Raw genomic sequence first — 23,747 nt, 5'->3', positions numbered from 1 at the left:
GTGCTTAGATCTTGCCGACGAGGTCGAGCGACGGGGCGAGCGTGGTTTCGCCCTCTTCCCACTTGGCCGGGCACACTTCGCCCGGGTGCGCCGCAATATATTGCGCCGCCTTGATCTTCCGGAGAAGTTCGGTCGCGTTGCGGCCGACGCCTTCGCTGGTGATCTCGACCAGCTGGATCACGCCTTCTGGGTCGATCACGAACGTCCCGCGGTCCGCCAGACCCTGACCCTCACGCAGAACGTCGAAATTCTTCGCCAGTACGTGGTTCTGGTCGCCGAGCATGTAATAGTCGATCTTGCCGATCGCCGGCGAGGTGTCGTGCCATGCCTTGTGGCTGAAATGCGTGTCGGTCGATACCGAATAGACCTCGACACCCATCTTCTGCAGAGTCGGGTAGATATCGGCCAGATCCTCGAGCTCGGTCGGGCAGACGAAGGTGAAGTCGGCCGGATAGAAGAAGAACACGGCCCACTTTCCGCGCACATCGGCGTCAGTGACGTCGACGAACTTGCCCTGCTTGAACGCGGTGGCCGTGAACGGCTTCAGTGAGCTTCCGATAAGCGCCATGTGTTGTTCTCCTGTGAATGGTGCAATGCAGCTTGTGCAATGCGGCATATAGGTAGCGTGCGCTCACAGGGAAATGGGAAGTGTCGCTCTACGTGATCGATACAATCACTCAATCGGCTTGCATTGATCGGATTTAGATCAGTGCGCGATAGACGCTGTAGCTGCTGGTCAAGGTCAAGACGATGCCGACGAGGATGAGCAGCGTCTTGGTCGGCATCCGCTTTGCCAGGATCGCCCCGAATGGGGCAGCGATTACGCCGCCGATCAACAAGCCCACGACCGCTTCGGTGAAGGCCGAGAGGCCGAGGTGGAGGATGAATGTGATCGATACGGAGAGGGTCAGGAAGAATTCGACGCTGTTTACCGTTCCAATCGTGTAGCGCGGCTGCGTGCCCTGGATCAAAAGGTTGCTGGTGACGACCGGACCCCAGCCACCGCCGCCGGCCGCGTCGAGAAAGCCGCCGGCGAGGCCGAGCGGCGCCACGATCTTAGGCTCGCTATGGTGACGCGTCGGAAAGCTGATCCCGCGCCACAAGAGATAGACGCCGATCAGCGCGAGATAGCCCATCACGAATGGTCGCGTGATCGACGCATCGAGCGAGGTCAGCAGATAGGCCCCGGTGACGCCGCCGATGATTCCGGGAACGAGCAGCCGGAAGAAAAGCTTCCAGTTCACATTCTTGTGCAGCGCGTGGCTGATGCCCGAGACGCCAGTCGTGAAGCATTCCGCGAGATGGACCCCGGCCGAGGCTGTGGCGGGGGGCACGCCCAGGACGCTGACCAACAGCGTGGTCGAAATGACGCCGAACGCCATGCCAAGCGCGCCGTCGACAATCTGCGCCGCTGCGCCGACCGCGATATAGGGAAGCAGCGCCTGGAAATCGATTGCCTCGAACATTCGGTCACTTTCGCTTTCGTCTCGAGTGCCCGGTTTGGGGCCGCGCCGCAATCCCCACAAGATACATAGTGTTTAGCGCGCGCAAGACATAACCGCGCCACGCTGGAAAAGGGAGATGGGACGGCCTAAATAGCGCGACAGACAATAGGGGCCTGTGAATGATTGGCGGCTTGAGAGCCTATCTCGCTTCGATCCGCGCGCGCGATCCCGCGCCGCGCAGCAACATGGAAATCCTGTTGTATCCGGGCGTGTGGGCATTGTTCTGGCACCGCGTCGCGCACCGGCTGTTCCGGTCCCGGCTGTTCTTTCTGGCGCGCGCGGTCAATCATCTGTCGCGCTGGCTGACCGCGATCGACATCCACCCCGGGGCGAAGATCGGCCGCAACTTCTTCATCGACCATGGCTTCGTCGTGATCGGGGAAACGGCTGAGATTGGCGACGACGTCACGATCTATCAGTGCGTGACGCTGGGCGGAACCAGTCCGGACAACGGGGTGGCGGGAAAGCGGCATCCGACACTGTCGAATGGAGTAATCATCGGCTCCGGAGCTCAGGTGCTCGGCCCGATCACCGTCGGCCCGCGCGCCCGTGTCGGTGCCAACGCCGTGGTGACCCGCGATGTGCCCGAGGGTGCCGTCATGGTCGGCATCCCCGCGAAGTCGACGCTGGTCGAGGCGGAAGCGTGGAAGAAGGATTTCGTCCCCTATGGCACGCCGTGCAGCGAGGTGTACGACCCGGCGACCCAGAAACTGGAGATCATGCGCTGCGAACTCGAGACGATGCGCAAGCGGCTGGACGCGTTGCTGGCCGAGCGCCAGTCCGATGCGGAGCGGCGTGACCGGGCGTGAGCGCTAGCATCACCCCGTTCCCCGGCGCGGGCAGGCCGACCCAGGTCGGCTTCGACCGTGCCGAGCTGACCCGTATCCTCGATCTCTATGGCCGCATGGTCGCCGCCGGGCACTGGAAGGACTATGCGATCGACCTGGGTCGCGATGCTGCCATCTTCGCCGCCTTTCGCCGAACCGCGGAACGACCCGAGTTCCGGGTCGAAAAGCGTCCTGCGCTGCGCAACCGCCAGGGGATGTGGGCGCTCGTCAACGAATCCGGTGCCGTGCTGAAACGCGGCCATGAGCTCGGCCCGGTGCTGGCACCGGTCGAACGACGGTTGATGAAGCTGGTCGAATAGCGGCAGCGTTCAGGCGGTGAAGCGCTTGGTGAAGCCCTTCACATTCCCCAATTCGGTCGGATGCGTATCGACGCGCTCGACCGTCGCCATAGTCGGTCCCTCGCGACACCGCTCGACGAATGTGTCGAGCGCGCCATCATCGCCGTCAGCCAGGATTTCGACCCGCCCATCCTGAAGATTGCGCACCCATCCGGTGACGCCCAGTTGGCGGGCCGTCCGCACCGCCCAGTCACGATAGCCTACGCGCTGAACGCGCCCTTCGATCAGCAAACGCTGTGCCGTCATTTCCATGATCCCCGCATACACACGCGCCTACGCTGCGCGCGGGAATTCAATAAGCCAGGTTAGCAGGCGGCGCACAGGCCCCTCCGGCGCGGCTATGGGGCGGCTCGGCGTGCTTTGCAGGACGCGCGCCGAACACAGCGGCGCGCGCCTTCGCCATTCGATCAGCCCGGGGTTCGTTCGCCGTGGTTGATCTCGTCCTGCTTATCGACGCCTTCCTGCGCCTCCGGATCGCGGACCCGCTGCATCGCCGCGTCGGTCCCGACATCGCGCGCCAGATTTCCGCCGGCGCGGCCCTGCTCCTGCGGGGTCTTTTCGATGCGGTCGATCATGGCGCTGTCGTCGTGATCGCGTGCGGTTTCGGTACGGTCGTTCGTCATCATGTCTCTCCTCTTCCCATTCAAATGGGCGAGGGGAGGAGGATGTTCCGATCAGGCCGGCAGGAAATCGCCCTGATCGTCCATGAGATGGAGTACACCATCGCTGATCGCGAAATAGGCGCCGTGGATCGTGAGCTTGCCCGCGGCCTCCCGCTCCGGGACGAACGGGAAGGTGCGCAGGTTGGCGATCGAGGTGCGCACCGTTTCGAGTTCCATCTCACGCGTCGCCGCCGGCCCCTTGCCGTATTTCGCTTTGACGCGGTCGCGCGCGTCGTCGAGCAGGCTGACCCAGGCGTGGACGAAGCCGCCGTCGCCCGGAGGACTGTCCTGGAACATCTCGGTCAGCGCGGCGTGCGCACCACCGCACATGCCATGCCCGAGCACGACCAGCTCCTCGACCTCCAGCTTGGTGACGGCGAATTCCAGCGCCGCGGAGACGCCGTGGCGTCCCCCGTCATTCTCGAAAGGCGGCACGAGGTTGGCGACGTTGCGAACCACGAAGATTTCTCCGGGCAGCGTATCGAAAATCTGCGCAGGCTCGACACGGCTGTCCGAGCAGGCGATCACCATCACCTTGGGGCTCTGACCCTCGGCCAGTTGCGCCCAGCGTTCGTGCTGGCGGCGATAATCCGCGGTGCGAAAACGGCGATAGCCGTCGACGAGATCGTTGAAGTGCGTCATGCGCTATTCCTTGCCGCGCTCTTACGGGACTGGCAAGCGGGGGTCATCATCGCTATCTGCGCGGCATGAACGATCCGACTCCCGTCGCGCGCCAGCGCAAGCCTGACTGGATCCGCGTCAAGGCGCCTACCTCCGCCGGCTTTGCCGCTACGCGTGCGTTGATGCGCTCCAAGAGCCTCACGACGGTGTGCGAGGAAGCCGCCTGCCCGAATATCGGCGAGTGCTGGAGCAAGAAGCACGCGACGGTGATGATCCTGGGGGACACCTGCACCCGGGCCTGCGCCTTTTGCAACGTCAAGACCGGCATGCCGCGCGCGGTCGATCCGATGGAGCCGAACAACGTCGCCGATGCGGCGGTGCAGATGGGGCTGGAGCATATCGTCATCACCTCGGTCGATCGCGACGATCTGCCCGACGGCGGGGCGAAGCAGTTCGTCAAGGTGATCGAGGCGATCCGCAAGGCCTCGCCGACCACGACGATCGAGATCCTGACTCCCGATTTCCGCAACAAGCATGAGGCGGCGGTGGAGATGATCGTCGCGGCGCGGCCCGACGTCTACAACCACAATCTCGAGACCGTCCCGCGTCTCTATCCGACGATCCGGCCGGGTGCGCGCTATTATGCGTCGATCCGCCTGCTCGAGCAGGTCAAGAAGCTCGATCCGTCGATCTTCACCAAGTCGGGCATCATGCTGGGCCTCGGCGAGGAGCGGCTGGAGGTGCATCAGGTGATGGACGATATGCGCAGCGCCGATATCGATTTCCTGACCATGGGCCAGTATCTGCAGCCGACGCCGCGTCACGCCAAGGTGCAGGATTTCGTGACCCCGGCGGCGTTCGATGCCTATGCGGCGATCGCCCGGGCCAAGGGCTTTCTGCTGGTCGCATCCTCGCCGCTGACCCGGTCGAGCTATCATGCCGGCGACGATTTCGCGAAGATGAAGGCGGCGCGGGACGCCAAGCTGGCAAAGGCGGTGGTTACCGCCTGATGCCCCGTCACGCCGAAACCCGCCGACTGCCTTATACTCCGGAACAGATGTTCGACCTGGTCGCCGATGTCGGGCGCTATGGCGAATTCCTGCCCTGGGTCAGCGCGGTGCGGGTCCGATCCGATAGCGAGACCGAGATGGTCGCTGACCTGATGGTCGGGTTCAAGGGGCTGCGGGAGACCTTTACCAGCCGGGTCCAGAAGCAGCGGCCGGAGCATATCCGGGTCGACTATCTCGAAGGGCCGCTGAAGTATCTGCACAACGACTGGAAGTTCCGGCCCGACGGCGAAGGCGGGGTGCTGGTCGATTTCGAGGTCGATTTCGCGTTCAAGAACCGGATGTTCGAGATGCTGGCGGGGCAGGTGTTCGACCGCGCGCTGCGCATGATGATCGGCGCCTTCGAAACGCGCGCGGCGGCGCTTTACGGCGACTCCGCGACCGGAGCGGCGGGTTCGCCGGGCAGCAGCAGTTCGAGCGCGCACAGCGCCGCCTGAAGCCGCACGCCGCCGCGGCCGATATCGCCGAAGTCGCGGGTGTCGGCGACGACGACATCGGGGTCGGCATTCTTTTCCGCCCTGGCGAAGACGACGCGGCCGACCGGCTTCTTGTCGGTGCCGCCACCGGGGCCGGCGATCCCGGTGATCGCGACGGCGACATCGGCCCCGCTTTCCTCGAGCGCGCCCTGCGCCATGCTCCATGCGGTGGCGATGGAGACGGCACCGAAGGTTGCGAGCACGTCTTCGCTGACGTTCAGCTCCTTGATCTTGGCTTCGTTGGAATAGGTGACGAAGCCGGAGACCAGCACTTCGGAGGATCCGGGGATTTCGGTGAGCGCGGCGCTGACCAGACCGCCGGTGCAGCTTTCGGCCATGGCGACGGTACGCCCGGCGGCGCGATTGGCGTCGACCACGCGGCGCGCGGCGTCAACCAGCTGTTTGGGGAGAATCGTGTCCATCATTTGGGGCGGCCCATAGGGCAAAGCGGAAGCCTTGGCCCGCTTTTTTGACGATCGGCGTTCAACTGGGCGAGGCCGACGAACACGCCCGCCAGGTTGCGCGGGGGCAGGGGGGCGAGATTCGAGACGATCTTGTCGAGCTTGGGACAGTCGTTCGCCTCGATCTGTTGCGCCGCGACCGGGACGATCAGAACCTTGAGCGCCGGAATGACGAATTGCGATTCGGCCAGCCCCTGCATCTGCGGGCCGAGCAGCTTGGCGATCCCGCTGCGCGCGGCGGGAAGCGCGGGGGCGACGCCGGACTGAATCCGGGCGGCGAAGGCGGGATTGGAGCGGCGCAGGAACGCCGAGGGGGGCAAGGTCGCGCAAACCCGGCCCATCTCCGCCACCATGTCGGGCAACAGCACCTGGAACAGCGCCTCCGCCTCGGTATCGGTGAGGCAGGGACGGGCCTGGGCCTGCGCGGCTCCGGACGCGGCGACGCCCGCCCAGAGCAGGGCAGTGGCGGCTAGGTGGCGGATACGCATGGGCTACTCCGGTAAACGCACGGTGGCGACGGCCTGTGCCGCGATGCCTTCGCCGCGGCCGGTGAAGCCCAGCCGCTCGGTCGTGGTCGCCTTGAGGCTAACCCGGGAGACCGGCAGCTTCAATATCGCGGCAATACGGGTGCGGATCGCGTCGCGGTGCGGGCCGATCTTGGGCGCCTCGCAGATCAGGGTGAGGTCGATGAAGTCGATGATGCCGCCCGCTGTTCGGACCAGCGATGCCGCGTGGTCGAGGAAGCGGTCGGACGCGGCGCCGCGCCACTGCGGGTCGCTGGGCGGGAAATACATGCCGATATCCCCGGCGCCGATGGTGCCGAGCAGCGCGTCGGTAATCGCGTGGAGCGCGACATCGGCGTCGCTATGCCCGGCCAGCCCCTTGTCGTGCGGAATCAGCACGCCGCCGAGCCAGAGTTCTTCGCCCGCCTGGAGGCGATGTACATCGTAACCCATCGCGCTGCGGGAGATGAGGGTGGCGGCATGACGTGCCTCGGCGGCGGCGAAATCGGCGGGGTGGGTGATCTTTTCGAGCATCGGGTCTCCGGGGACCAGGCTGACGTCATGACCCGCACGGCGCAGCATCTGGGCGTCGTCGGTGGCTTCCTCGTCGGCGGGCCAGGCGCGGTGGGCGGCGAGGATCGCGTCGAAGTGGAACGCCTGCGGCGTCTGGATGCGGTGGAGTCCGGCGCGGGGGACGTTGTCGCCAAGTGTGTCGGCGCCCTTCGCCAGCGTGTCGGCGATGGGGAGCGCGGGGACTGCGCCGGGGGCATGGTCGAGCGCTACGAGGAGGGCGTCGATCACGGTCGTTGGGATGAAAGGACGGGCGGCGTCGTGGATCAGGACGCGGGTCACGCCTTTGCCCTCCAGCGCCTCAAGTCCGGCACGGACTGAGTCGCGGCGTTCGGCTCCGCCCTGGACGATGCTGACGTTTTCGAGGGGTATGGCGTGGACGTGATCCTGCTGACCTTCGCCGATGACGATGATGGTTTGGGTTATCATCGGGTAGGAGGATAGTGCAGTAACGCTATGGGAAAACATGGGCTTTCCGCAGAGGGGGGCGAATTGTTTGGGAACGGTTCCGCCCGCGCGGACGCCCTTTCCGGCGGCGACGATGATCGCGGCGACTGTCACGACGCGACACCGAGGCGACTGCCAAGCGATACTGGGGCGACGGGTTTGAACGGGTAGGCGACGGTCGCGCTACGACAGCGCGACGCTGTTGATACGAGCCTGCGCGGCGACGCGACCGTGCGGCGGCGGCCCAGCGACGGGCAAGCGACGCGTCGGGCGGGCCGGAAGATGGACGACAGCGAGAGCATCCGGTCTGCCTAGCGATTAGGGAGCTTGTAGGAAAGCAACTCGGACAATTGTCGAACTGGCAGAGGCGTGCGACGTTCAGAGCCATGCGACACTTACAAGGTGCCCTTTTGCTGCTGTCTCTGACCGGCTGCTTTGAGCCTCAAACGCCAGCATTTGATAGCATCGAGCTTCGAGCGCCGGGGCTTGAGGTCGCGATCGACGGCAAAGGGAAGGGCACCTTTACCCGGTCGAATTTCCACAATCGGCAGTTCGATCGCGGTAAATTCTCGCTTTCCAATGAACGATATGACCTATTGGTGGAGCGTCTCGAACAATTTCGTCGGTCGGATGAAACGGTCAACGAGTCCGAGGCTGCGGCCCTGCTGGAGCGAACGTGCAGGGGTGAGGACGTGACCGATCAGGGCGGGGTGACGATCCACTGGCGCGGTTCATATGGCGGGCAATGGTATCTTGCCGATTTCGGCTGTGAGCCAAAGCGGTACGCAGAGCGGAATCGCGAGTTGCGCGCGGTGTTGGCTTCATTGCCAGTCCCGAAGGTGGTCCCGCTACCCTAGTCTCCGTCCATGAAGAAGAAGACCCTCCCCAACCCCTCCCGCGAAGGCGGGAGGGGCTAAAAAGGTAGCAAGGGCTTACGCACCACCACTGACTTGCATCCCCGCCCTTGCCGCTGTATCGGCCCGTGCCTAAATTTCAGGCACAGATGAGCATGTTGAACCCCATCCAGGTCGGGCCGGTGACGGTCGAGACGCCGGTGATTCTGGCGCCGATGACGGGCGTTACCGATCTGCCGTTCCGGCGGCTGGTGCGGCGCTATGGGTCGGGGCTCAACGTCACCGAGATGATCGCGAGCCAGGCGGCGATCCGCGAGACGCGGCAGTCGGTGCAGAAGGCGGCATGGGATCCGATCGAAGAGCCGGTGTCGATGCAGCTGGTCGGCTGTACCCCCTATGAAATGGGCGAGGCGGCGAAGCTGAACGAGGATCGCGGCGCGGCGATCATCGACATCAACATGGGCTGTCCGGTGCGCAAGGTCACCAATGGCGATGCCGGGTCGGCGCTGATGCGGGTGCCCGACCTCGCCGCGAAGCTGATCGAGGCCTGCGTCAAGGCGGTCTCCGTGCCGGTGACGGTCAAGATGCGCATGGGGTGGTGCCATGACAGCCTGAATGCGCCCGAGCTGGCGCGCGTCGCCGAAGAGCTGGGCGCGAAGATGGTGACGGTGCACGGCCGCACCCGCAACCAGATGTACAAGGGCAGCGCCGACTGGGCGTTCGTGCGCAAGGTGAAGGACGCGGTTTCGATCCCGGTTATCGTCAATGGCGACATCTGCACCGTCGAGGATGCGCGGACGGCGCTCGCGCAGTCGGGCGCGGATGGCGTGATGATCGGGCGCGGTGCGTACGGCAAGCCGTGGGTGCTGCGGCAGGTGATGGATGCGCTGAGCGGGCAGGGCGAGCGCCCCGATCCGGACATCGACGAGCAATATGCCCTGATCGCAGAGCATTACGCGATGATGCTCGATCATTATGGCGAGATGACCGGCGTCAACCTGATGCGCAAGCATATCGGCTGGTACACCAAGGGGCTGCCCGGTTCGGCCGAGTTCCGCAACAAGGTGAACCAGGAGCCGAAGGCGGCGACCGTGCTGGGAATGCTCGACGAATTCTACGCGCCGCTGCGTGGCCAGACCGCGCAGGAAGCCCGAACCGCGCAGGACAGATGGTCATCGCGCGCAGCGGCCTGAGGCCGCCGCCCGTTGCGGGCGAGCCCGACCTCACCGAAATCTTCGGAGGGCTGCCCGTCGCCGCACTCGTGCTCGACCCGCAGGACCGCGTCGCCCGCGCCAACATGGCGTGCGAGCATCTGCTCAATCACAGCGAAAAGGCGATGCTGGGCCAGCGGATCGACCGCATTTTCGCGCCGCCCGAAGGCTATGCGACGCGGCGCGACGGGCATGGCTTTGCCGCGTTCGATGTCGAGATCGAGCCGACGCGCTCGCCCCGGACGCGCGTCGATTTCATCGAACAGCCGATTACCGAACATCCCGGCTGGCGGATCGTCACGCTGCACCAGGCACCGACATCGCGCCGCCTGTCGGTGGGGGCGGATCGCAGCGCGGGCGCGCGTGCCGCGATCGGCGCGGCGGCGATGCTGGCGCACGAGATCAAGAACCCGCTGTCGGGCATTCGCGGCGCGGCGCAGTTGCTGTCGGGCGATGACGGCACCGACGATGCCGAGGGGCGGGCGGAACTGACTCAGCTCATCACCACCGAGGTCGATCGCATCGCGGCGCTGATCGACCGGATGCAGGATTTCACCGACACGCGCCCGCCCAAGCTGGCGCCGCACAATATCTATCCGCTGCTCGACCATGCGCGGCGCGTGGCGCTGGCAGGGTTCGCGCGCGGGATCACGATCGAGGAGCGGTTCGATCCGTCGCTGCCGCCGGTGATGATGGACAAGGACGCATTCCTGCAGGTTGCGATGAACCTGCTCAAGAATGCGGCCGAGGCGCTGCGCCATGTGCCCGAGCCGCGGATCATCCTCTCTACCCAATACCGTCATGGCGTCGCGATGCGCCCGGCACCGGACCAGCCGCGCCGGTGGCTGCCGATCGAATTCTCCGTGACCGACAATGGTCCCGGCGCGCCGGCCGATATCGCCAGCCATCTGTTCGAGCCGTTCGTGTCAGGCAAGCCCGAGGGCAAGGGGCTGGGGCTGCCGCTGGTCGAGAAGCTGGTGCGCGACATGGGCGGGGTGGTCGAATATGCGCGGTCAGGGGATCCGGAGATGACGGTGTTTCGCGTGAATCTGCCGAGGGCGGACGGGTGAGCGACGCCTCCATCCTGATCTGCGACGACGATTCGGCGATCCGCACCGTGGTGACGCAGGCGCTGCGCCGGGCGGGACATCGCGTGACGGCGGCGGCCACGCTGGCCGAGTTGCGGCGCGAGTTGGCGACGTCGCGGCCCGATGTGCTGGTGACCGATGTGGTGCTGCCCGACGGCAACGGGCTCGATTTCGTGGCGACCTTTACCGGGGAGAATCCCGATCTGCCGGTGATCGTGCTGTCGGCGCAGAATACGCTGTCGACCGCGGTGCGCGCGACCGAGGCGGGGGCGTTCGACTATCTGCCCAAGCCGTTCGACCTCGACGTGCTGACCGCGACGGTGGCGAGCGCGCTGGCGCGGGGGCGGCGGCTGGTCGACGATCTGCCCGCCGCCGAGGAACATGCCGTCGCGCTGATCGGGCGTTCGCCGGCGATGCAGGAAGTGTATCGCGTGATCGCGCGGGTCGTCTCGAACGAACTGACGGTGCTGATCACCGGGGAGAGCGGGACCGGCAAGGAGCTGGTGGCGCAGGCGATCCACGATCTGGGGCCGCGGCGGCGCGCGCCGTTTGTCGCGATCAACATGGCGGCGATCCCGCGCGAGCTGATCGAGGCCGAGCTGTTCGGGCATGAGAAGGGCGCGTTTACCGGAGCCGCGGCGCGGGTCGCGGGGAAGTTCGAGCAGGCGAGCGGGGGGACGCTGTTCCTCGACGAGATCGGCGACATGCCGATGGAGGCGCAGACGCGGCTGCTGCGCGTGCTGCAATCGGGCGAGTTCACCACGGTCGGCGGGGCGCGGGCGATCCGCGCGGACGTGCGCATTGTCGCGGCGACGAACAAGGATCTGATGAGCCAGGTGGTGTCGGGGCAGTTCCGCGAGGATCTGTTCTATCGCCTCAACGTCGTGCCGATCGCGCTGCCGTCGTTGCGCGAGCGGCGGCAGGATATCCGGCTGCTGGCGCGGCACTTCCTCGATCGTGCGGCCGAGGACGGGTTGCCGCGCAAGGCAGTGGGCGACGAGGCGGTCGCAGTCTTAGAGGCGTATGACTGGCCGGGCAATGTCCGCGAGCTGGAGAATCTGATGCGTCGCATGGCAGCGCTGCATCGCGACGAGTGGATCGGCGCCGATGCGGTGCGCGCGATGCTGGGCGAGGGGAGCGGTCTTGCCGCGCCGACGCGCGATGCGGGGATCGAGGCGGCGGTGCTGACGCGGCTGAGCCGGCTGGCGGCGGAGGAGCCTGGCGTCATGGAGGACGGCACGCTGTACGACCGCATCATCGGCGAGGTCGAGCGGCCGCTGATCGAGGCGATGCTGGCGCGGCACGGACATAACCAGTTGCGCGCGGCGCGGGCGCTGGGGATCAACCGCAACACGCTGCGCAAGCGGCTGGATACGCTGGGGATCGATGTCGGCGGACGGCAGGACGATCCCGCCTAGCGACGGTTCGTGCGACAAGTGTGTTTTCAAGGCAACGCTTCTGTTGTAGCCATGCAACGATGGATGCCGTTTCCGAGCCGCTGACGCACACCGGACTGCGCCGCTGGCGGCTGAGCATCAATCCTTTCGTCGAGCTGGCGGTGCTGGGGGTCGCGGTCGCGATCGTTGTCGCGAGCTATTTCGTCATCAACGGCAATAGCGGAACGCAGCGGTTGCTGACGCCGCCGCTGGTCGCGCTGCTGCTGGTGGCGAACCTGATCCCGTTCGTCGCGCTGATCGTGCTGGCGGGGCGGCGCGTGGCGATGCGTCGTGCGGCGCGATCGCCGCTGGGCGGGCGCGCAAGGCTGCATGTGCGGCTGGTGGCGATTTTTTCGATCCTCGCGAGCGTGCCGACGATCTTTGTATCGATCGTGGCGTCGCTGTTGTTTCAATATGGGGTGGAGTTCTGGTTTTCCGACCGCGCGCGATCGATGCTTGAGAATGCGTCGGCGGTTGCCGCCGCCAGCTTTAACGATCTTCAGGAACGCGTTGGCGCGAATACCGAGACGATGGCGATGGATTTGGCTAGGGAACTAGCCGACGGCATGCCGATCGACAGCCAAGATTTTTTCAATACGCTTTTTGTCCAAACTACACAGCGCGAACTATCCGAAGCGGCGATTGTGCGACAGTCCGCCAATGGCGAAATCCTGACCCTCATCATCCTCAATCCGTACGAGGCTCTTATCGAGGAGCAGGTAAGCAAGACGGCGATCCAGCGACTAAAGACAGGGCGAACAAAGGTTGTGGTGGAATATGCAGGCGGGCGGGTTCGCGCGCTGACTCCATTCCCCGGCAACCCGGACACCTATCTCTATGCGGCCCGAATCATCGATCCAGAGTTGCGGAGACGCGCGATTCGTGCGGATGCCGTGGTGCGCGACTATACATCGCTGACCCAGCGATCTCGTACGCTCCAGCTTCAGTTCAACGTGGCGTTGCTGTTGCTGTCACTGCTGATCGTCGGGCTGGCCGTGTGGGTCGCGTTGGCGATTGCTGACCGCCTCGTCCGTCCGGTGGGAGACTTGGTCAATGCGGCGCGTGATGTTGCGGCCGGAAACCTCGCTACGCGGGTGCCGACGCCGAAGGCTGATGACGAGATCGGCACGCTGGCCACCGCGTTCAACCGGATGACCGACCGGCTACAGGAGCAGACCAACGCGCTGGTCGATGCCAATGCCGAGTCCGAGAGCCGCCGCGCGCTGATCGAGGCGGTGATGTCGGGGGTGACGGCGGGCGTGCTGTCGATCGATGCCGAGCGGCGCATCCGCCTGATCAACAGTTCGGCGATGGCGCTGTTGCAGCCGGGGGAGGCACCGGTTGGCAAGCTGCTGGTCGAAGTCTCGCCCGAACTCGACGCCGTGCTGGGCGGGGAGACGCGCGAGGATATCGTTCAGGTTACCAGCGGGGGCGATGCGCGCACGCTGGCGGTGAAGATCACCCGCGACGAAGCCGGGCAGGTGCTGACGTTCGACGACATCACGCAGCAACTGCTCGACCAGCGCCGCGCCGCCTGGTCCGACGTCGCGCGCCGCATCGCGCACGAGATCAAGAACCCGTTGACCCCGATCCAGCTCGCCGCCGAGCGGCTGCAGCGCCGCTATGGCAAGAAGATCGAGAGCGACGATGGCACCTTTGCCAAGCTGACCGACACGATCGTGCGGCAGGTGGGCGATCTGCGGCGGATGGTGGACGAATTCTCGTCCTTCGCGCGGATGCCAAAGCCGATCTTCCGCAAGGAATCGCTGATCGACATCGCGCGCCAGACGATGTTCCTGCACGAGGTGGCGAAGCCCGACATCCGCTTCCGCTTCGAGGCGCCGCCCGACCTGGAGCCGCTGGTGTGCGACCGGCGCCAGCTGGGGCAGGCGCTGACCAACCTGGTCAAGAATGCGGTTGAGGCGGTCGAGTCACGGGATGGCGGCGAGCCGGGCGAGATCGATATCGCGATCCGCGAGGAAGCCGACGCGCAGCTGCTGCTCGAGATTTCGGACAATGGCATCGGCCTGCCCGCCGAGCGCGAGCGGATCGTCGAACCCTATATGACGACGCGCAGCCGGGGCACCGGCCTTGGCCTCGCGATCGTCAAGAAGATCGTCGAGGAGCATTTCGGCACCATGGCGTTCGCCGACCGTCCCGGCGGGGGAACCATCGTGACGCTGTGCTTCGATACCGCGACGCTGGAGCGGCTGGCCGGAACGGGGAGCAATGACGAAGAGCCGGGTGCGGCGCCGCCGGCCGCGCTGACCCGCACCAAGAACGGACAAGATCAATGACACTCGATATCCTGGTCGTCGACGACGAGAGCGACATCCGCGAGCTGGTCGCAGGTGTGCTGGAGGACGAGGGCTATGAAACCCGCAGCGCCGCCGACAGCGACGCCGCGCTGGAGGCGATCGCCGAGCGGCGGCCGAGCCTGGTGCTGCTCGACGTGTGGCTGCAGGGGTCGCGGCTCGACGGGCTCGACCTGCTCGACGAGATCAAGCGGCGCGATCCGTCGATCCCGGTGCTGGTGATCTCGGGCCATGGCAATCTCGACACCGCAGTGGCAGCGATCCGGCGCGGGGCGTCCGATTTCATCGAAAAGCCGTTCGAAGCCGAGCGCCTGTTGCTGCTGGTCGCGCGTGCGACCGAGACCGAGCGGCTCAAGCGCGAGGTCGCTTCGCTGCGCGCGACGGTGGGGCGGGGGACCGACCTCAACGGCACGTCGGGATCGATAAATGCGGTGCGCGCGACGCTGAAGCGCGTCGCCGCGACCGGCAGCCGGGTGATGATCACCGGCGGTCCGGGAACGGGCAAAGAGGTCGCCGCGCGGCTGCTGCACGAGTGGAGCCATCGCGCCACCGCCCCCTTCGTCATCGTCAGCGCGGCGCGGATGACGCCCGAGCGCGTCGAGGAGGAGCTGTTCGGCGTCGAGGACGGCGATCTGGTCCACCCCGGCCTGCTCGAACAGGCGCATGGCGGGACGCTGTTCCTGGACGAGATCGCGGATATGCCGATCGCGACGCAAGGGCGCATCCTGCGGGTGCTGACCGAGCAGAAGTTCAGTCGCGTCGGCGGGCAGCGGCAGGTGAAGGTCGATGTGCGCGTCGTGTCGGCCACCGCGCGCGACCTGACGGCGGAAATCGCCGAGGGGCGGTTCCGCGAGGACCTGTTCTACCGCCTCAACGTCGTGCCCGTCGCCATTCCGCCGCTGACGGAGCGGCGCGAGGACATTCCTTCGCTGGTCGAGCATTTCGTGGCGCACTACGCCACCGAGCGTCGTGTGCCGACGCCCGAAGTGGCGCCCGACGCCATGGTGGCACTGCAAAGCTATGAATGGCCGGGCAATGTCCGCCAGCTGCGCAACGTGGTCGAGGCGACCGTGATCCTGGCGCCGGGCGACCGGATCGGCCGGATCGACATCGACCTGTTGCCGACCGAGATCCTGGGCCGGCGCGGCGACGACGGGGGGATGGGCGCGGCGACGATCATGGGCGCTCCGCTCAAGGAGGCACGCGAGAGCTTCGAGCGCGAATATCTGCGCGTCCAGATCAAGCGCTTTTCGGGCAATATCTCGCGCACCGCGCACTTCATCGGGATGGAGCGATCGGCGCTCCACCGCAAATTGAAGCTGCTCGGCATCAACGAGAGCCGCGACGAGGGCGAATAGCCCCCGCGCGGCGCTCGCTTGTGCGCGCGATCGATCAGGCCGGTGCGGCCTTCATCAGCGCGATTCCCGCCACGATCAGCGCAGCGGCGACCAGGCGACCGAGCGACACGCTCTCGCCCAGCCACAGAATCCCGACGAGAAAGGCGCCGATCGCGCCGATGCCGGTCCAGATCATATAGGCCGTGCCGAGTGGCAGATGGCGCATCGCGGTGGCAAGCAGCGCGAAGCTCGCGATCATCGTAGCAATGGTAACGCTAGCGGCGAGGGGGCGGGTGAACCCGTCCGAGAGTTTCATCGCCGTCGCCCAGACGATTTCGAGTAGTCCGGCGGCAAGCAGCAATATCCAGGCCATTGGGCCCTCCTTTCGAAGAGCCGGGCCGTCCCGGACATGACCCCGCAAGCGCGAGCGGGGACGTGGCCCCGTCGGCGCCAGATAGGAATAGGCGAGCGCGGCGTCAAGCGCATGCACTGGACCTCGCCCGGTGGACATCCTACATTGCGGTCAAGCGCCGGGGTGGCGCCGATCCGACGCCGGGGAACGGCGCCAATTGCGGGAAAAATCCTGCCAAGAACAGCGGAGCCGCACATGGCCGACAAGCAGACCTCGCTTCAGGACCTGTTCCTGAACGCCGTTCGCAAATCCAAGACTCCGGTGACCATGTTCCTGGTCAAGGGCGTCAAACTGCAGGGCATCGTCACCTGGTTCGACAATTTTTCGGTACTGCTGCGTCGCGACGGCCAGTCGCAGCTGATCTACAAGCACGCGATTTCGACGATCATGCCGGGCGGCGCGATCGACGTCGCGTCGATCGTTGATGCGATTCCGGAAAGCGCGTCGAAGAATCCGGTGCTGCAGGAGATTTTTCTGGGTGCGGTGAAGCGGCAGCAGGAAAACGTCACGATGTTCCTGGTCAACGGCGTGATGCTGCAGGGCGGGATCGCAGCGTTCGACCTGTTCTGCATGCTGCTGCAGCGCGATGGCGTGTATCAGCTGGTCTACAAGCACGCCGTGTCGACGATCCAGCCGGCGCACCCACTCGACCTGACCGATCAGGGCGAAGACAGCTGAAGGCATTTTCATGAGTACCGGTTTCGATCGCGATCCCGACGAGTTTTCGCGCGGGGCGCGCGCGGTGGTTGTCTATCCCGACATGGGCGGATCGAGCCGCGATCCCGAGGCGCGGCTGGAAGAGACCGCCGGGCTGGCGCTGGCGATCGGCGTCGACGTGGTCGAGCGCGCGGCACTGCGCATCCGCGCGCCCAAGCCCGGCACGCTGATCGGATCGGGGCAGGTCGATGCGCTTGCGGAAACGGTCCGCGATCGCGAGATCGGGCTTGCCGTGTTCGACGCCGCGCTTTCGCCGGTGCAGCAGCGCAATCTCGAGACGGCGCTCGGCTGCAAGGTGATCGATCGCACCGGGCTGATCCTCGAGATTTTCGGCGAACGCGCGCGGACCGCCGAAGGGCGATTGCAGGTCGAGCTGGCGCATCTCGACTATCAGGCCGGGCGGCTGGTGCGCAGCTGGACCCATCTCGAGCGGCAGCGCGGCGGCTTCGGCTTTCTTGGCGGCCCCGGCGAAACGCAGATCGAGGCCGACCGCCGGCTGATCCGCGACCGCATGGCGCGGCTGCGCCGCGAGCTCGATTCGGTGACGCGTACGCGCGGCTTGCATCGCGAACGGCGCCAGCGCGCGCCATGGCCGGTGATCGCGCTCGTGGGCTATACCAACGCCGGAAAATCGACGCTGTTCAATCGCTTGACCGGCGCCGACGTCATGGCGGAGAACCTGTTGTTCGCGACGCTCGACCCGACGCTGCGCCAGATTTCGCTGCCGGGGATCGACAAGGCGATCCTGTCCGACACGGTGGGATTTGTGTCCGAACTGCCGACGCAGCTGGTCGCCGCATTCAAGGCGACGCTGGAAGAGGTGATCTCGGCCGACCTGTTGATCCATGTCCGCGATATCGCCCATCCCGACAGCGAGGCGCAGCGCGACGATGTCGAAGCAGTGCTGACCGAGATCGGCGTGGATCCCGAGACCCCGCGGTTCGAGGCGTGGAACAAGCTCGACCTGCTCGACGACGAGCGCCGTTCCGCCGTTCGGGACGAGGCGGCGCGGCGCGAGGATGTGCTCGCCGTGTCGGCGCTGAGCGGGGAAGGGGTCGACGCGCTGATCGAGGCCGTCGCCGGGCGCCTGACCGAAGGGCATCGCCGCTATCGCGTGAGGCTGGACGCGAGCGACGGCGCGGGCGCCGCCTGGCTGCACCAGCACGGCGAAGTGCTCGATCACTGGATCGAGGATGAAGCGGCGATCTATGAAGTGCGGTTGGCGCCGAAGGACCATGAGCGGTTCGAGGTTCGCAACGGATGATCCTGAAGCGCGTGGCGTTTCTGTCGCTTGCCGGCCTCATCCTACTGTCGGCCGCACCGCCCGAGCCGGCGACGGTTCGGGTCCGGCTGGTCACCGACGCGGGGGCGATCACGCTGGCGCTGGATGCGCGGCGCGCGCCGCGTACGGTCGCGAACTTCCTCAACTATGTCGATGACGGACGGTTCGAGGGGACCTATTTCTATCGCGCGGCACGGCGAAAGGGCGACCCGAAGCTGGGGTTCGTGCAGGGCGGGATCGGGACCGACGCCCGGCGGATCCTGCCCGCGCTGCCGCTGGAACCGACCAGCCGTACCGGGCTGCGGCATCTCGACGGGACGGTTTCGATGGCGCATGGCGCCGACCCCAATTCGGCGAACGGGAATTTCTCGATCATGGTGGGGGACAATCCTGCGCTGGACGCCCGGCCCGGAAGTCCGGGATATGCCGCATTTGGGCGCGTGATCGCGGGGATGCCCGTCGTGCGGAAAATCCTGTCGCTGCCGAGCGGCGGCGGGCGCGGCGCGATGCGCGGTCAGATGATCCTGGAACGCGTGAGGATCGTGCGGGCCGACCGGATCGACGGGGTCGCAAAGCCAACGGGCCGGGCGAAGCCGTGGCTGATCAAGCTGCCCTGGCGCAAAGACTGATAGTTTTACGCTATACGTATTCGTCCGCCCTTGCTGCAGCGCAGCAATATTGGCATATGGTGACGATGGATACCGAAGACGGGGCCGCAGCGCCGGCCAACTCGACGCCGATCGTGCTGGAGGGGATCGTGAGGCAACGCTGCCTCAACGCCATCTACAACCGCACGCGCATGGTCCTAGCGCCGCACATCCTGTATATGCGCGGCGGTTCGCTTTACGTCGACGCACAGGTGATATCGCGCGACTTCATCATGCCGCGAGAGGAAAAGTTCGGGACGTTCAAGCTGGACGGTCTTAAGGAGCTGGCGCTGACCGATCGTGTGTTCAGGATCAGCAGCCTGTTTCTGCCCGAGTCCGAGAAATATGTCGGGACCGCGTTGATGGCGGTCGAACCGGGCGAACCGGTCGCGGCCTGATCGCGTCGGATCAGCGGCGCTTCACTTCATCCCACAAGGCTTCCTTGGCCGCGAGGTCGAGTCCTGCAAAGGCATCGCCGGCCTGCGCCTCCATCGCGCGAAAGCGGGTTTCGAACTTCGTATTGGCGCCGCGCAACGCGGCTTCCGGGTCTATGCCCAGCTTGCGCGACCAGTTGACCACGGCGAGCAGCAGGTCGCCGACTTCCTCGGTGCGATCGGCGTCGGTTTCGGCCGCCTCGACCTCGGCCAGTTCCTCGTCGATCTTGGCGCGGGCGCCTGACGGATCGGGCCAGTCGAACCCCGTGCGCGCGGCGCGCTTCTGCAGCTTTTCGGCACGGGTGAGGGCGGGGAGGCCGATCGCGACGCCATCGAGCGCGCCTTCTGCCCCCTTGCTCCCCCGCTCTTCGGCCTTGATTTGTTCCCACAGGTGATGCCCGCCATCCGGCGCGCCGCGGAAGATGTGCGGGTGGCGGCGCTCCATCTTGTCGCAGATGCCCGCGATGACGTCGGACAGGTCGAACGCGCCGGCTTCCTCGGCCATGCGGCTGTGGAAGATCACCTGGAGCAGCAGATCGCCGAGCTCGTCTTTGAGATCGGTCAGGTCGTTGCGCGCGATTGCGTCGGCGACCTCATAGGCTTCCTCGATCGTATAGGGCGCGATCGAGGCGAAGGTCTGGACCGTATCCCATTCGCAGCCCGCGACCGGATCGCGCAGCCGGGCCATGATCGCCATCAGCCGCTCGATGCCGGGAGACTCGATAGTGTCGCTGTTCCGTGCGGGGGAGACCGCCTGCTCGCTCATGGCTTAAGTCCGATAATATACATTATGTTAAATCAGGATTGCTATTCGGTTCGAGGATCAGGACGTTCCCTTCCACCCGCCAGGATTTGAGCCGCGAGAGAAAGTTCATGCCGATAACGTCGAGGTCGCCGAAATTCGGTGCGACGAAGACGGTCAGGTCCTCGGTGCTCACCGATCCTACCGCGACACGCTCGGCCTTTGCGCGGCGCGCGTCGATCGTCCCGTTGGCCGTCGACACCTGCACCGGCATACCGCGCGTGTAATCGATGCCCGCGGCTTCGGCCGTAGCCTGGCTGATCGCGCTGACCGTCGCGCCGCTGTCGATCAGCATCCGGCGTTCGACGCCGTTGACGGTCGCACGCGCCCAGAAATGCCCGTCCGGGGACAGGCGGATGCGCACGGTTTCTCCCGCGGTAACCTGGGCCGGCTCGGTCAGCCCGCTGCTGGCGGCGATCGTCTGGAACTGGTCGAGGATGCGATCCTTGTTGATCACGACGAGGTAGATCACGCCCGCGATGACTGCCCAGCCGATCACCGTCTTCACGATGAAGGCGAATTGCAGGTTGCGGACGCTGAGCGACCCCAGCACCAGCGCCAGAAAGCCGACCAGCCCGATCAGCTGAACGATCTGCATTTCGTTCAAACCGCGATCTCCATGCCGTCATGACCGGGCTCGACCCCGTCGGGCAGCTCGGCAGACAGCGACCTATAATCCATCGAATGATCCATATGCATCAGGACGGTGCGGCGCGCACGGCATTGTTTGGACCAGGCGAGCGTTTGGGCGAGATGTGGATGCGTCGGATGCGGCTCGCGGCGCAGCGCATCGGCGACCCACAGGTCGAGATCGCTGTAGAGTGACGCCATCTCGTCGGTGAATATATTGAAATCAGTGGCATAGCCGACCGATTTGCCGCCATGTTCGAAGCGCAGCCCGGCGGATGTGATCCCGCCATGCGGCTGATCGACGGTGCGCACGACGATATCGCCCAGCGTCATGCCGTCACGCAGCGGCTCGATCGTTGCGGTCGGGCGGTACGGCCCTCCCCCGTCGAAGACGTAGCGGAAGCGTTCGCGCAGCCGTTCGAGCGTCTTCCAGTCCGCCAGCCCCCGGACCGGAGCACCGCGCAGGTGCATCAGCTGGCGTAGATCGTCGATGCCGTGGCAGTGATCGGCGTGGTCGTGGGTCCAGATCACCGCGTCGACATCCGCGACATCGGCCGCGATCAGCTGTTCGCGGAGGTCCGGGCTGGTATCGACCAGGATCCGCGTCGCGCCGGCCTCGACCAAGATCGACGCGCGGGTGCGGCGGTTGCGCGGATCGGTCGGATCGCAGGCGCCCCAGTCGTTCCCGATCCGCGGGACGCCGGAGGATGTTCCAGAGCCGAGGATGCGGACCTTCACGCGGTCGCCAGTGTCTTTGCGAACAGGCGGTGAAAGTTTTCGCGGGTCGCCTCGGCCAGTTCTTCGGCATCCATGCCGCGCAGCTGCGCGAGGAATCGGCAGGTGTCCGCAACGAAGGCCGGTTCGCCGGTCTTGCCGCGATGGGGGACCGGGGCGAGGAAGGGGGCGTCGGTCTCGATCAGCAGCCGATCCAGCGGCAGCCGCGCGGCGGTTTCCTGGAGATCACGGGCGTTCTTGAACGTCACGATCCCCGATATGGAGATATAAAAGCCCAATTCCAGTGCCTTGTCGGCAAAGTCTCCACTCGCTGTGAAGCAGTGGATGACGCCGGGATAGGCCCCCTTCCCCATTTCCTCCGCCAGAATCGCAGCGGTATCCGCCTCCGCATCGCGGGTGTGGACGATCAGCGGGAGGCCGGTCTCGCGGCTCGCGGCGATATGCGCGCGGAAGCTCTTCTGCTGCTGCGCGCGGTCGCTGTGGTCGTAATAATAGTCCAGCCCGGTCTCACCGATGCCGACGACGCGGGGGTGCTGGGCGCGCGACACCAGCTTGGCGGTATCGATGTGCGGATGCTCGTCGGCTTCGTGCGGGTGGATGCCGACGGTGGACCACACATCGGCCTCGCGCTCGGCGGTGGCGAGCACCTCGTCCCATTCGCTCTCGCGCGTCGCAATGTTGAGCATCGCCACCACGCCGCTGTCGCGCGCACGGGCGAGAACGGCTTCCTGATCCTCGGCCAGCCCCTTGTAGTTGAGGTGGCAATGGCTGTCGGCGAGTCTCATGCCGGCGCCTCCTCGGCGAGCACGAGCCGGGGGAACACACCGGTCGGCAGTGCGAGGCGGAAGCCTGACGTCACGGCGGCATCGTACCAGCCCTTGTCGTCGAGCGCTGCATGGTCACGCGCGTCCTGCCCGAGCTGGTCGAGGATCTTGCCTGCCGACTCCGGGATCACCGGCAGGACCAGAATGGCGAGATCGCGGATCGCGCGCACCAGCGTGCCGAGCACGGCGTGCATCCGATCGGGATCGGTCTTGCGCAGCGCCCAGGGCGCCTGAACGTCGATATACTGGTTGCAGGCGAAGACGGCGCGCATCCACGCCTCGAGCGCCTGATTGAGCGCGAGGCTTTCGAAGGCGCTGCGGAACTCGCGTCCCGCTTCGTCGATCGTCGCCAGTAGCTCGGCATCGGCTGGATCGCCGCGGCCGGTTTCGGGGAGCGCGCCTTCCAGATTCTTGGCGATGAATGACAGCGTCCGCTGCGCCAAATTGCCGAAGCTGTTTGCCAGATCGGCATTGGCGCGCGTCACGATCGCTTCGTCGCTGAAGCTGCCGTCATTGCCGAACGCGACTTCGCGCAGCAGGAAATAGCGCAGCGCATCGACGCCATAGAGGCGCGTCAGCTCCATCGGATCAGCGACATTGCCGGTCGATTTCGACATCTTCTCGCCGCGGTTGAGGATGAAGCCGTGCGCGAAGACCTGCTTGGGCAGCGGAATCTCGGCCGACATCAGGAAGGCGGGCCAGTAGACGGCGTGGAAGCGCGTGATGTCCTTGCCGATCAGGTGCAGGTTTGCCGGCCAGTAGCGCGCGAGCGCGCTGCCCTTGTCCGGATAGCCGGTGCCGGTGAGATAGTTGGTCAGCGCGTCGACCCAAACATACATGACGTGGCCGGGCGAATTGGGCACCGGGACGCCCCAGTCGAAGCTGGTGCGCGAGACCGACAGATCGACCAGCCCGCCTTCGACGAACTTCACCACCTCGTTGCGCGAGCGCTCCGGGCGGATGAAGTCGGGATTGGCGGCGTAGAGATCGAGCAAGGGCTGCTGATATTTGGACAGGCGGAAGAACCAGGTTTCCTCGGCGGTCCACTCGACCGGCGTGCCCTGGGGCGACAGCTTGACGCCGCCCTCCCCCTCGGTCAGCTCCTTTTCCTCGTAGAACGCTTCGTCGCGGACCGAATACCAGCCTTCGTAGCGGTCGAGATACAGGTCGCCCTTGGCCTCCATCGCCTCCCAGATCGCTTGGCTCGCAGCGTAATGATCGGCGTCGACGGTGCGGATGAAGCGATCATACGAAATATTTAGATCGTTCGCCATATCACTGAAATAGGCGGACATTTCATCGGCGAGCTGGCGGGGGGTGAGGTCGCGCGCGCGCGCGGTCTGCGCGATCTTGAGGCCATGCTCGTCGGTGCCGGTCTGGAAGCGCACGTCGCGCCCCGCCTGCCGCTGGAAGCGGGCGATCGCGTCGGCGGCGATCATCTCATAGGCGTGGCCGATATGCGGCTTGCCGTTCGGATAGTGGATCGCGGTGGTGATGTAATAGCGTTCGGACATGGGGCGGCTCT

General features: G+C 65.8%; 28 protein-coding genes. 14 read left to right on the top strand and 14 right to left on the bottom strand.

Going from position 1 to position 23,747, the window contains the following annotated elements; genetic code table 11:
* Nucleotides 1-4: 4 nt before the first annotated feature.
* A complete protein-coding gene (gene ahpC, locus ABS767_RS14070) occupies nt 5-568 on the bottom strand; it encodes an alkyl hydroperoxide reductase subunit C (protein WP_408079414.1) in 564 nt (187 codons plus the stop codon).
* 133 nt (nt 569-701) lie between these two features.
* Complete coding sequence (locus ABS767_RS14065; protein ID WP_408079412.1) at nt 702-1,466, bottom strand: sulfite exporter TauE/SafE family protein; 765 nt, start codon at nt 1,464-1,466, stop codon at nt 702-704.
* 158 nt (nt 1,467-1,624) lie between these two features.
* On the opposite strand from ABS767_RS14065, the gene epsC reads away from it, so the two are divergent.
* A complete protein-coding gene (gene epsC / locus ABS767_RS14060; protein WP_408079410.1) occupies nt 1,625-2,314 on the top strand; it encodes a serine O-acetyltransferase EpsC in 690 nt (229 codons plus the stop codon).
* Nucleotides 2,311-2,652, top strand: a complete 342-nt coding sequence (locus ABS767_RS14055; RefSeq protein WP_408079408.1) for a DUF2794 domain-containing protein — start codon at nt 2,311-2,313, stop codon at nt 2,650-2,652. The genes epsC and ABS767_RS14055 overlap by 4 nt, the downstream gene beginning before the upstream one ends.
* 9 nt (nt 2,653-2,661) lie before the next feature.
* On the opposite strand, the gene ABS767_RS14050 is transcribed toward ABS767_RS14055, so the two are convergent.
* The 3 genes from ABS767_RS14050 to ABS767_RS14040 form a co-directional block, all read right to left on the bottom strand.
* Nucleotides 2,662-2,937, bottom strand: coding sequence for an acylphosphatase (locus ABS767_RS14050; protein ID WP_408079406.1), 276 nt, complete (start codon nt 2,935-2,937; stop codon nt 2,662-2,664).
* Nucleotides 2,938-3,098: 161 nt separating this feature from the next.
* Complete coding sequence (locus tag ABS767_RS14045; protein WP_408079404.1) at nt 3,099-3,314, bottom strand: hypothetical protein; 216 nt, start codon at nt 3,312-3,314, stop codon at nt 3,099-3,101.
* Between the two features lie 51 nt (nt 3,315-3,365).
* Complete coding sequence (locus ABS767_RS14040) at nt 3,366-3,995, bottom strand: carbonic anhydrase (RefSeq protein ID WP_408079402.1); 630 nt, start codon at nt 3,993-3,995, stop codon at nt 3,366-3,368.
* A gap of 65 nt (nt 3,996-4,060) precedes the next feature.
* On the opposite strand from ABS767_RS14040, the gene lipA reads away from it, so the two are divergent.
* Nucleotides 4,061-4,984 (top strand): lipoyl synthase, encoded by a 924-nt coding sequence (lipA, locus tag ABS767_RS14035; RefSeq protein ID WP_408079400.1) that lies wholly within the window; start codon nt 4,061-4,063, stop codon nt 4,982-4,984.
* Entirely contained in the window at nt 4,984-5,478 is a 495-nt protein-coding gene (locus ABS767_RS14030) for a type II toxin-antitoxin system RatA family toxin (protein WP_408079398.1), read from the top strand. Before lipA ends, ABS767_RS14030 begins: the two co-directional genes overlap by 1 nt.
* On the opposite strand, the gene ABS767_RS14025 is transcribed toward ABS767_RS14030, so the two are convergent.
* Genes ABS767_RS14025 through ABS767_RS14015 form a run of 3 tightly spaced genes read right to left on the bottom strand, consistent with a single transcriptional unit; the run spans nt 5,406 to nt 7,612 of the window.
* On the bottom strand, nt 5,406-5,942 hold the full coding sequence (locus ABS767_RS14025) for a CinA family protein (RefSeq protein WP_408079396.1): 537 nt from the start codon (nt 5,940-5,942) through the stop codon (nt 5,406-5,408). The genes ABS767_RS14030 and ABS767_RS14025 overlap by 73 nt on opposite strands.
* Nucleotides 5,939-6,466, bottom strand: a complete 528-nt coding sequence (locus ABS767_RS14020) for a hypothetical protein (protein WP_408079394.1) — start codon at nt 6,464-6,466, stop codon at nt 5,939-5,941. The genes ABS767_RS14025 and ABS767_RS14020 overlap by 4 nt, the downstream gene beginning before the upstream one ends.
* 3 nt (nt 6,467-6,469) lie before the next feature.
* Entirely contained in the window at nt 6,470-7,612 is a 1,143-nt protein-coding gene (locus ABS767_RS14015) for a bifunctional 2-C-methyl-D-erythritol 4-phosphate cytidylyltransferase/2-C-methyl-D-erythritol 2,4-cyclodiphosphate synthase (RefSeq protein WP_408079392.1), read from the bottom strand.
* A 296-nt stretch (nt 7,613-7,908) separates the two neighbouring features.
* Here ABS767_RS14015 and ABS767_RS14010 point away from each other — a divergent pair, with 296 nt between their 5' ends.
* From ABS767_RS14010 to ntrX, 6 genes are all read left to right on the top strand, one after another.
* Nucleotides 7,909-8,355 carry a hypothetical protein gene (locus tag ABS767_RS14010; protein ID WP_408079390.1) on the top strand — a complete coding sequence of 149 codons (447 nt, stop codon included), beginning with the start codon at nt 7,909-7,911 and terminating at the stop codon, nt 8,353-8,355.
* Between the two features lie 146 nt (nt 8,356-8,501).
* Nucleotides 8,502-9,545 carry a tRNA dihydrouridine synthase DusB gene (gene dusB / locus ABS767_RS14005; RefSeq protein WP_408079388.1) on the top strand — a complete coding sequence of 348 codons (1,044 nt, stop codon included), beginning with the start codon at nt 8,502-8,504 and terminating at the stop codon, nt 9,543-9,545.
* Entirely contained in the window at nt 9,521-10,633 is a 1,113-nt protein-coding gene (locus ABS767_RS14000; RefSeq protein ID WP_408079386.1) for a two-component system sensor histidine kinase NtrB, read from the top strand. The genes dusB and ABS767_RS14000 overlap by 25 nt, the downstream gene beginning before the upstream one ends.
* A complete protein-coding gene (gene ntrC, locus ABS767_RS13995; RefSeq protein ID WP_408079384.1) occupies nt 10,630-12,069 on the top strand; it encodes a nitrogen regulation protein NR(I) in 1,440 nt (479 codons plus the stop codon). Before ABS767_RS14000 ends, ntrC begins: the two co-directional genes overlap by 4 nt.
* Nucleotides 12,070-12,128: 59 nt before the next feature.
* The gene (locus ABS767_RS13990; protein WP_408079382.1) at nt 12,129-14,384 is read left to right on the top strand and encodes a sensor histidine kinase NtrY-like; all 2,256 of its coding nucleotides are present in this window, start codon (nt 12,129-12,131) and stop codon (nt 14,382-14,384) included.
* Nucleotides 14,381-15,760: a nitrogen assimilation response regulator NtrX gene (ntrX, locus tag ABS767_RS13985; RefSeq protein WP_408079380.1), complete on the top strand. Its 1,380-nt coding sequence runs from the start codon at nt 14,381-14,383 to the stop codon at nt 15,758-15,760. Before ABS767_RS13990 ends, ntrX begins: the two co-directional genes overlap by 4 nt.
* A gap of 34 nt (nt 15,761-15,794) precedes the next feature.
* Here ntrX and ABS767_RS13980 read toward each other — a convergent pair whose 3' ends face one another.
* Nucleotides 15,795-16,112, bottom strand: a complete 318-nt coding sequence (locus ABS767_RS13980) for a DMT family transporter (protein ID WP_408079378.1) — start codon at nt 16,110-16,112, stop codon at nt 15,795-15,797.
* A 36-nt stretch (nt 16,113-16,148) separates the two neighbouring features.
* On the opposite strand from ABS767_RS13980, the gene hfq reads away from it, so the two are divergent.
* From hfq to ABS767_RS13960, 4 genes are all read left to right on the top strand, one after another.
* Nucleotides 16,149-16,829, top strand: a complete 681-nt coding sequence (gene hfq / locus ABS767_RS13975) for an RNA chaperone Hfq (protein ID WP_408079376.1) — start codon at nt 16,149-16,151, stop codon at nt 16,827-16,829.
* A gap of 10 nt (nt 16,830-16,839) precedes the next feature.
* Nucleotides 16,840-18,132 carry a GTPase HflX gene (gene hflX, locus ABS767_RS13970; RefSeq protein ID WP_408079374.1) on the top strand — a complete coding sequence of 431 codons (1,293 nt, stop codon included), beginning with the start codon at nt 16,840-16,842 and terminating at the stop codon, nt 18,130-18,132.
* Nucleotides 18,129-18,779: a peptidylprolyl isomerase gene (locus ABS767_RS13965; RefSeq protein WP_408079372.1), complete on the top strand. Its 651-nt coding sequence runs from the start codon at nt 18,129-18,131 to the stop codon at nt 18,777-18,779. Before hflX ends, ABS767_RS13965 begins: the two co-directional genes overlap by 4 nt.
* Nucleotides 18,780-18,844: 65 nt before the next feature.
* Nucleotides 18,845-19,195, top strand: a complete 351-nt coding sequence (locus ABS767_RS13960) for a WYL domain-containing protein (RefSeq protein ID WP_408079370.1) — start codon at nt 18,845-18,847, stop codon at nt 19,193-19,195.
* Nucleotides 19,196-19,205: 10 nt separating this feature from the next.
* Here the strand turns inward: ABS767_RS13960 and mazG are convergent, their stop codons facing one another.
* The 5 genes from mazG to metG are packed head-to-tail and all read right to left on the bottom strand — an operon-like array spanning nt 19,206 to nt 23,736.
* Nucleotides 19,206-19,997, bottom strand: a complete 792-nt coding sequence (gene mazG / locus ABS767_RS13955) for a nucleoside triphosphate pyrophosphohydrolase (RefSeq protein ID WP_408079368.1) — start codon at nt 19,995-19,997, stop codon at nt 19,206-19,208.
* A 22-nt stretch (nt 19,998-20,019) separates the two neighbouring features.
* Nucleotides 20,020-20,631, bottom strand: a complete 612-nt coding sequence (locus ABS767_RS13950) for a retropepsin-like aspartic protease family protein (protein ID WP_408079741.1) — start codon at nt 20,629-20,631, stop codon at nt 20,020-20,022.
* Nucleotides 20,632-20,636: 5 nt separating this feature from the next.
* The gene (locus tag ABS767_RS13945; protein WP_408079366.1) at nt 20,637-21,401 is read right to left on the bottom strand and encodes an MBL fold metallo-hydrolase; all 765 of its coding nucleotides are present in this window, start codon (nt 21,399-21,401) and stop codon (nt 20,637-20,639) included.
* Nucleotides 21,398-22,183 (bottom strand): TatD family hydrolase, encoded by a 786-nt coding sequence (locus tag ABS767_RS13940; protein WP_408079364.1) that lies wholly within the window; start codon nt 22,181-22,183, stop codon nt 21,398-21,400. Before ABS767_RS13940 ends, ABS767_RS13945 begins: the two co-directional genes overlap by 4 nt.
* Nucleotides 22,180-23,736, bottom strand: coding sequence for a methionine--tRNA ligase (gene metG, locus ABS767_RS13935; protein WP_408079362.1), 1,557 nt, complete (start codon nt 23,734-23,736; stop codon nt 22,180-22,182). The genes ABS767_RS13940 and metG overlap by 4 nt, the downstream gene beginning before the upstream one ends.
* Nucleotides 23,737-23,747: the final 11 nt, after the last annotated feature.

Origin of the sequence: Sphingomonas plantiphila, from assembly GCF_046000505.1 — a bacterium.
Classification (GTDB): Bacteria; Pseudomonadota; Alphaproteobacteria; order Sphingomonadales; family Sphingomonadaceae; genus Sphingomonas; species Sphingomonas plantiphila.
Note: the sequence above shows the minus strand (reverse complement) of the source record. Positions and strands in the feature narration are given on the sequence as shown.